Source organism: Streptomyces sp. NPDC127177, from assembly GCF_042672475.1.
GTDB lineage: Bacteria > Actinomycetota > Actinomycetes > Streptomycetales > Streptomycetaceae > Streptomyces.
Map to the genome: position 1 here is coordinate 49088 of NZ_JBHXUW010000056.1, position 7045 is coordinate 56132.

The 7045-nt window shown below is 70.5% G+C and carries 6 protein-coding genes; 5 read left to right on the forward strand and 1 reads right to left on the reverse strand.

Translation table 11 applies throughout. From position 1 onward, the window contains the following. Positions 1-240 precede the first annotated feature (240 nt). From ACFVJX_RS28560 to ACFVJX_RS28580, 5 genes are all read left to right on the forward strand, one after another. The gene (locus ACFVJX_RS28560) at positions 241-1578 is read left to right on the forward strand and encodes an enolase C-terminal domain-like protein (RefSeq protein ID WP_384135938.1); all 1338 of its coding nucleotides are present in this window, start codon (positions 241-243) and stop codon (positions 1576-1578) included. Beyond that, positions 1575-2354, forward strand: a complete 780-nt coding sequence (locus ACFVJX_RS28565) for an SDR family NAD(P)-dependent oxidoreductase (RefSeq protein WP_384135940.1) — start codon at positions 1575-1577, stop codon at positions 2352-2354. Before ACFVJX_RS28560 ends, ACFVJX_RS28565 begins: the two co-directional genes overlap by 4 nt. A 91-nt stretch (positions 2355-2445) precedes the next feature. Continuing rightward, positions 2446-3486 carry a sugar ABC transporter substrate-binding protein gene (locus ACFVJX_RS28570; RefSeq protein ID WP_384135942.1) on the forward strand — a complete coding sequence of 347 codons (1041 nt, stop codon included), beginning with the start codon at positions 2446-2448 and terminating at the stop codon, positions 3484-3486. A gap of 2 nt (positions 3487-3488) precedes the next feature. After that, the gene (locus ACFVJX_RS28575; RefSeq protein ID WP_384135943.1) at positions 3489-5009 is read left to right on the forward strand and encodes a sugar ABC transporter ATP-binding protein; all 1521 of its coding nucleotides are present in this window, start codon (positions 3489-3491) and stop codon (positions 5007-5009) included. Then, positions 5006-6058, forward strand: coding sequence for an ABC transporter permease (locus ACFVJX_RS28580; protein ID WP_384135945.1), 1053 nt, complete (start codon positions 5006-5008; stop codon positions 6056-6058). The genes ACFVJX_RS28575 and ACFVJX_RS28580 overlap by 4 nt, the downstream gene beginning before the upstream one ends. 110 nt (positions 6059-6168) lie before the next feature. Here ACFVJX_RS28580 and ACFVJX_RS28585 read toward each other — a convergent pair whose 3' ends face one another. Continuing rightward, positions 6169-6840, reverse strand: coding sequence for a FadR/GntR family transcriptional regulator (locus ACFVJX_RS28585; RefSeq protein WP_384135947.1), 672 nt, complete (start codon positions 6838-6840; stop codon positions 6169-6171). Between the last annotated feature and the right edge of the window lie 205 nt (positions 6841-7045).

Here is a 7045-nt window from a genome sequence, read left to right on the forward strand (position 1 = left end):
GTTCCCTTGCGTACGGAACAACCTTACGGCTTCCGGCCACTCCCGCCGCAGTTCCCGACCGTCGCCGGACGAACCCGGGCCACGAGGGTGCATCACCGGCCTAATCAGGGCATCCAGCCTGTCATACATCCGAGCTGTGTGCGGCCAATTTCGCCTCGACCCTGGACGTTGGAACCTTCGGACCGCTATACATCGGATGACCAGAGCAGAGGTCCGATGTTATTTCCCCTGGGGGCGCGCATGAGTCAGACCGTCACGGATTTCGAGGTCCACGACATCCGTTTTCCGACCTCGGAACAACTGGACGGCTCGGACGCCATGAACCCCGACCCCGACTACTCGGCCGCCTACGTCGTCCTGCGTACCGACGCCGTGGACGGTGACGGCGGAGGTATCGAGGGACATGGCTTCTCCTTCACCATCGGGCGCGGCAACGAGGTGATGGCCGCCGCCATCCGGGCGCTGCGATCCCACGTGGTCGGGCGCCCCGTCCCCCGTACGGCAGCCGACCTCGGCGCCCTGTACCGGGACCTCACCCATGACTCGCAGCTGCGCTGGCTGGGTCCGGAGAAGGGCGTGATGCACATGGCGGCCGGCGCGGTCGTCAACGCCGCCTGGGACCTGGCGGCGAAGCGGGCGGACAGACCCGTCTGGCAGTTCCTGGCCGAGATGACGTCCGAGGAGCTCGTCTCCCTCATCGACTTCCGCTACCTGAGCGACGCCCTCACCCCCGAGGAGGCGCTCACGATCCTGCGCGCCGCCGAACCGGGCCGGGCCGAACGGGCCGCGCGGCTGCGCGCCGAGGGATACCCCGCCTACACCACCTCGCCCGGCTGGCTCGGCTACTCCGACGACAAGCTGGTCAGGCTGGCGAAGGAGGCCGTCGCCGACGGCTTCACCCAGATCAAGCTGAAGGTCGGCGGCGATCTGGACGACGACATCCGCCGGCTCGGGCTCACCCGTGAGGCCGTCGGCGACACCGTGCGGATCGCGGTCGACGCCAACCAGCGCTGGGACGTCGCCGACGCGGTGAAGTGGATGACCGCGCTCGCGCCGTACGACCCGCACTGGATCGAGGAGCCCACCAGTCCCGACGACGTCCTCGGACACGCGGCCGTGCGCGCCGGACAGCCCGTCAAGGTCGCCACCGGCGAACACGTCGCCAACCGGGTCGTGTTCAAGCAACTGCTCCAGGCGGGCGCGGTCGACTTCGTCCAGATCGACGCCGCACGGGTCGCGGGCGTCAACGAGAACCTCGCGATCCTGCTGCTCGCCGCCAAGTACGAGGTCCCCGTCTGCCCGCACGCGGGCGGCGTCGGCCTCTGCGAACTGGTGCAGCACCTCTCGATGTTCGACTACGTGGCCGTCTCCGGCAGCTGGGACGACCGGGTCATCGAATACGTCGACCACCTGCACGAACACTTCGTCGATCCCACCGTGATCGAGGCGGGCCGCTACCGGGCCCCGGCCTCCCCGGGCTTCTCCGCGCAGATGTTCCCCGAGTCGATCGCCGCACACCGCTACCCGGAGGGCCCCGTCTGGCAGGCCCGCCGCACCACCGAGGAGGACGGCCGATGACCGGCACACGCGACTTCGAGGGGATGAACGCCCTGGTGACGGGTGGAGCCTCCGGTATCGGGGCCGCCGTCGCGGCCATGCTCATGGAGCGGGGCGCCCAGGTGGCCGTCCTCGACCGCGAGACAGCGGGCGCCCCCGAGGGCACGCTCGCCGTCGAGGCGGACGTCACCGACGACGCGGCCGTGCGCGAGGCCGTCGACCGTGCGGCGGCCGGACTGGGCTCCCTGCACACCCTCGTGTCGAACGCGGGTATCGGCTCCATCGGTTCCGTCGAGGACAACGACGACGAGGAGTGGACCCGGGTCCTGGACGTCAACGTCCTCGGCATGGTGCGCACCGCCCGCCACGCCCTGCCCCATCTGCGGAGCGCCGCGGCCCGTCGCCCCGGTGCCGTGTCGATCACCCAGACCTGCTCGATCGCGGCGACCGCCGGCCTGCCGCAGCGGGCCCTGTACAGCGCGAGCAAGGGCGCGGTGCTCTCACTGACGCTCGCCATGGCCGCCGACCACGTCCGCGAGGGCGTCCGGGTCAACTGCGTCAACCCGGGCACCGCGGACACCCCGTGGATCGGCCGGCTGCTCGGCCGGGCGGACGACCCGGACGCCGAACGCGCCGCCCTCAACGCACGCCAGCCGCTGGGCCGGCTTGTCTCGGCCGACGAGGTGGCCGCCGCCATCGTCTACCTCGCCAGCCCCGCCGCGGCCTCCGTCACGGGCACCGCACTGGCCGTCGACGGCGGAATGCAGGGCCTGCGCCTGCGCCCCGCCGACAGCTGACGATCACCTGAGCCGCATCCCTCGCACCACCCGCAACCAGCACATGCCAACGGATCTCCGAGCCGCTACTCCACAAAGGAACGGGACACCAATGAGAGTGCGTACGACGAGTGCGGCAGCCTGCGCCGTACTGCTGGCCGTCACAGCCCTCGCGGGCTGCAACCGCGAATCGTCGGACGACGGCGCGGGGGGCGGGAAGGTCGGAATCGACCTGCCGCGCAGCGACAGCGACTTCTGGAACTCCTACCAGAACTACATCGAGAAGGGGGTCAAGGGCGGCGAGGTCAAGGCGCTGCCGCTGACCAACTCGCAGAACGACATCGGCAAGCTGGTCGCCAACGTCCAGACCTTCAGCGACCAGGGCGCCAAGGCCGTGGTGATGGCCCCGCAGGACACCGGCGCGATAGCCGAGTCGCTCAGCAACCTGAACGGGAAGAAGATCCCGGTCGTCAGCGTCGACACCCGCCCCGACAAGGGCGACGTCTACATGGTGGTGCGGGCAGACAACAAGGCGTACGGGACCAAAGCCTGCAAGTACCTCGGCGAGCAGCTGAAGGGCAAGGGCAAGGTCGTCGAGTTCCAGGGCGACCTCTCCTCGATCAACGGCCGCGACCGGTCCCAGGCCTTCAAGGCCTGCATGGACAAGGACTTCCCGGGCATCAAGGTGTTCGAGCTCGCCACCGACTGGAAGGGCGACGTCGCCTCCGCCAAGCTCCAGTCGACCCTGGCCGCGCACCCCGACATCAACGGCATCTACATGCAGGCCGGTGGCGTCTTCCTGCAGCCGACCCTCGCGCTCCTGGAGCAGAAGAAGCTGTTGAAGCCCGCCGGTTCGCCGGGCCACATCACCATCATCTCCAACGACGGCATCCCGGAGGAGTTCGACGCCATCAAGGCCGGAAAGATCGACGCGACGATCTCCCAGCCCGCCGACCTGTACGCGAAGTACGCGCTGTACTACGCCAGGGCGGCGCTGGACGGGAAGACCTTCAAGGAGGGTCCGACCGACCACGACTCCACGATCATCAAGATCCCCAACGGTCTCGAGGACCAGCTCCCCGCGCCTCTGGTGACCAAGGAGAACGTCGACGACCCGAAGCTGTGGGCCAACCAGCTGGAGAAGAAGAAATAGCCATGGACCAGGCACCCCAACCCGCCGTACAGGCGGAAGGCGTCGTCAAACGCTTCGGACCGACCGTCGCGCTCGACGGGGTGAAGCTCACCGTGCGGCCAGGTGAGTCGCACGCCCTCGTCGGCCGCAACGGGGCGGGCAAGTCGACCCTGGTCGGCGTCCTGACCGGACTCCACAGGGCGGACGCCGGCACGGTCACGTTCGGCGGAGAGCCCGCACCCGCCTTCGGGGACACCACGGCCTGGCAGTCGAAGGTCGCCTGCGTCTACCAGAAGTCGATGGTCGTCCCCGACCTGACCGTCGCCGAGAACCTCTTCCTCAACCGGTTCGACGAAAACTCCCGGTGGATCAGCTGGGGGCGGCTGCGCAAGCGCGCGGAGCGGCTCCTCGCCGACTACGGGGTCCAGGTCGACCCGAACACCCGGGCGCGCGATCTCGCCGTCGAGCAGCGGCAGTTCGTCGAGATCGCCCGTGCGCTGTCCTTCGGCGCACGGCTGATCGTCCTCGACGAGCCGACCGCCCAGCTCGACGCCCGCGGCATCGGACGGCTCTTCGGGAAACTCCGGGAACTGCAGAGCCAGGGAGTGGCGTTCCTCTTCATCTCCCACCACCTGCAGGAGGTGTACGAGCTCTGCACGGCGGTCACCGTCTACCGCGACGCCCGGCACGTCCTGACGGCCCCGGTGGCCGACGTCGCCAAGGCGGAGCTGGTGGCGGCGATGACGGGCGAGAAGCCGGCCGGAGCCGTCGCCTGGCACGCGGCGGGCACCGCCCCACCGCCCGACCCGTCGGCGGAACCCGTCCTGCGCACCGAGGGGCTCACCCTGGACGGCCGGTTCGAGCCCCTTGACCTCCAGGTGCGCCCCGGCGAGGTGCTCGGCCTGGCCGGGGCCGCGGCCAGTGGCAACACGGCACTGGGCGAGGTCCTGGCGGGCATGCGCAAGGCCGGCGGCGGGACGGTCCGGGTGCACGGCCGGGAGGTGCGCTCGGGAAGCGTGCCGCACGCGCTGGCCGCCGGGATCGGCTACATCCCCGAGGACCGGCACGACCAGGGGCTGGTCCCGCAGCGCAGCGTCGCCGAGAACGCCACCCTCACGGTCGCCGACCAGCTCGGGCCGTGGGGGACCGTACTGCCCTCCCGTACGCGGGAGTTCGCCCGCGGCATGATCGACTCGCTGGACATCAAGACCCAGGGGCCCGAACAGCCCGTCACCGGGCTCTCCGGCGGCAACCAGCAGAAGGTGGTGGTCGCCCGCGCACTGGCCCGCGGGCCCAGCGTGCTGGTGGCGGTCCGGCCGACAGCGGGGGTGGACGTCAAGTCCAAGGACTCGCTCCTCGGGGTCGTCCGGCGGGTCGCCGACGAGGGCAACGCCGCGGTCGTCGTCTCGGACGAGCTGGACGATCTGCGGGTCTGCGACCGGGTGCTCGCCCTGTTCCACGGGCGGGTCGTCGCAACGTTCGCAAGCGGGTGGACGGACGGCGAACTCGTCGCCGCCATGGAAGGTGTGGGGGAGAGGGAATGACCGGCACGATACGGCCGTCCGCGGCCGAGGACCTCGACGGGACGCCGAAGGGCGGCGTGGACGGGGAGAGCCCGCTGAGCCGGCTCAAGCTGATCCGGTGGAGCGACTTCTCGCTGGTGCCGGTGATCCTGGTGCTGATGGTGATCGGCTTCATCGTCTCGCCGGTCTTCCTCACCTCGGACAACCTGATCAGCGTCGTCCAGCAGTCCTCCGAGCTCAGCCTGCTGGTCCTGGGCCAGGCGCTGATCCTCATCTGCGGGCGGATGGACCTGTCGCTGGAGTCGACGATCGGCATCGCGCCCGTCGTCGCGATGTGGCTGGTCCTGCCCTCCGAGGGCGGCCGCTTCTCCGGCCTGGGAGTGCTCCCCACCTGGACGGCGATCCCGGTCTGCCTGCTGGTCGGCCTCGCCATCGGGGCGGTCAACGGCTTCCTGATGCTGAAGCTGCGGGTCAACGGCTTCATCGCCACGCTCGGCATGCTGACGATGCTGCGCGGACTCCACATCGGCATCACCGAGGGCAAGTCCATCACCGATGTCCCGGAGTCCTTCCGCTACCTGGGCAAGACCTCGTGGTTCGGCGCCCCGGCCGCGGTCTGGATCTGCCTGGTGCTCTTCGCGATCGGCGGCGCGGCACTGGCCTGGCTGCGGCACGGACGCTCGCTGTACGCGATCGGCGGCAACCCGGAAGCCGCCCGCGCCGCCGGGATCCGGGTCGACCGGGTCACCTGGATCGTGCTCGCCGTCGGCGGCCTGCTGGCGGCCTTCGCGGGCGTCCTCTACACCGGCCACTACGGCGCGGTCGCCGCCACCCAGGGCAACGGCTGGATCTTCCAGGTGTTCGCCGCCGCGGTCATCGGCGGCATCAGCCTCAAGGGCGGCCGCGGCACCCTGTTCGGTGCGCTGACCGGCGTACTGACCCTGCAACTCGTGGTCAACGTGATGACCCTCGGGGGTGTCCCCGCGCTCTGGAACCAGTTCCTCAACGGCGCGATCATCATCGTCGCCCTGGTCATCTCCCGCTTCGCGAGCGGCGAGAAGCAGGACTGAGCGTCACGCGTCGGAGAACGCCGGCGGGGCCGGTCCTTCCGGCCCCGCCGGCGTTCGAGGGGCGGGGTGCGGGGTATCGGGGCGGAGCCCCGGCTCACCCCGCCCCCCGCCTACAGCGTCGACCGCAACCACTGCTCCACGCTCGCCACATGGACCGTCGCCCACGCCCGCGCCGCCTCCGCGTCCCGGTCCCGGAGCGCCGCCACGATCGCCCGGTGCTCATGGAGCGTGCGGCTCACCGCGTCCTCCTGGGTCAGACCGCGCCAGACCCGCGCCCGTGTCGTCGGTCCCGAGAGCCCGTCGAGCAGTGAGCAGAGCACCGAGTTGCCCGACGACTGCACGATGCCGCGGTGGAACTCCAGGTCGCAGGCCACCAGTTCCTCGACCGACGGATGGCTGCCCAGCGCGTCCAGCTGGGCGCTCAGCCGGTCCAGCTCCTCCTCGGTGATCCTGCTCGCCGCCATCGCGGTCGCGGCCGGCTCCAGGATCCGGCGGACCGCCAGGAACTCCAGCACCGTGTCGTCGCGGTGGAAGTCCACCACGAAGCTCAGCGCCTCCAGCAGCAGCTGCGGATCCAGACTGGTGACATACGTGCCGTCGCCCTGGCGCACGTCGAGAATGCGGATGAGCGACAGGGCGCGCACCGCCTCCCGCAGCGAGTTGCGGGACAGGCCGAGCTCCGCGGCGAGTTCGCTCTCCTTGGGGAGACGATCGCCGGGCCGTAGCGCACCCGAGACGATCATTCCCTTGATCTTCTCGATGGCCTCGTCGGTGACAGCCATGGGCGACCTCCAGACATCCGATGTATCGCCCCCATTATGCGTCCCCGGAGACCCCGGGTGCGCCCTTCGGGGCAACCGGGGCGGTGAATCCGCACACACGAGCGGGGGGGGGGGGGCCCCCGGCCCCCCCCCCCCCCCGGGGGCCAGGGGAGCCGCCGCGGGGCCCCCCCCCCCCCCCAGGCGGGTATAAAAAACAGAACCGGGG

Excerpts from the sequence above, each read along its gene's own strand:
- ACFVJX_RS28565 (WP_384135940.1), top strand. The coding sequence starts at position 1,575 with ATGACCGGCACACGCGACTTCGAGGGGATGAACGCCCTGGTGACGGGT.
- ACFVJX_RS28580 (WP_384135945.1), top strand. The coding sequence starts at position 5,006 with ATGACCGGCACGATACGGCCGTCCGCGGCCGAGGACCTCGACGGGACG.
- ACFVJX_RS28585 (WP_384135947.1), bottom strand. The coding sequence starts at position 6,840 with ATGGCTGTCACCGACGAGGCCATCGAGAAGATCAAGGGAATGATCGTC.
- ACFVJX_RS28560 (WP_384135938.1), top strand. The coding sequence starts at position 241 with ATGAGTCAGACCGTCACGGATTTCGAGGTCCACGACATCCGTTTTCCG.
- ACFVJX_RS28570 (WP_384135942.1), top strand. The coding sequence starts at position 2,446 with ATGAGAGTGCGTACGACGAGTGCGGCAGCCTGCGCCGTACTGCTGGCC.
- ACFVJX_RS28575 (WP_384135943.1), top strand. The coding sequence starts at position 3,489 with ATGGACCAGGCACCCCAACCCGCCGTACAGGCGGAAGGCGTCGTCAAA.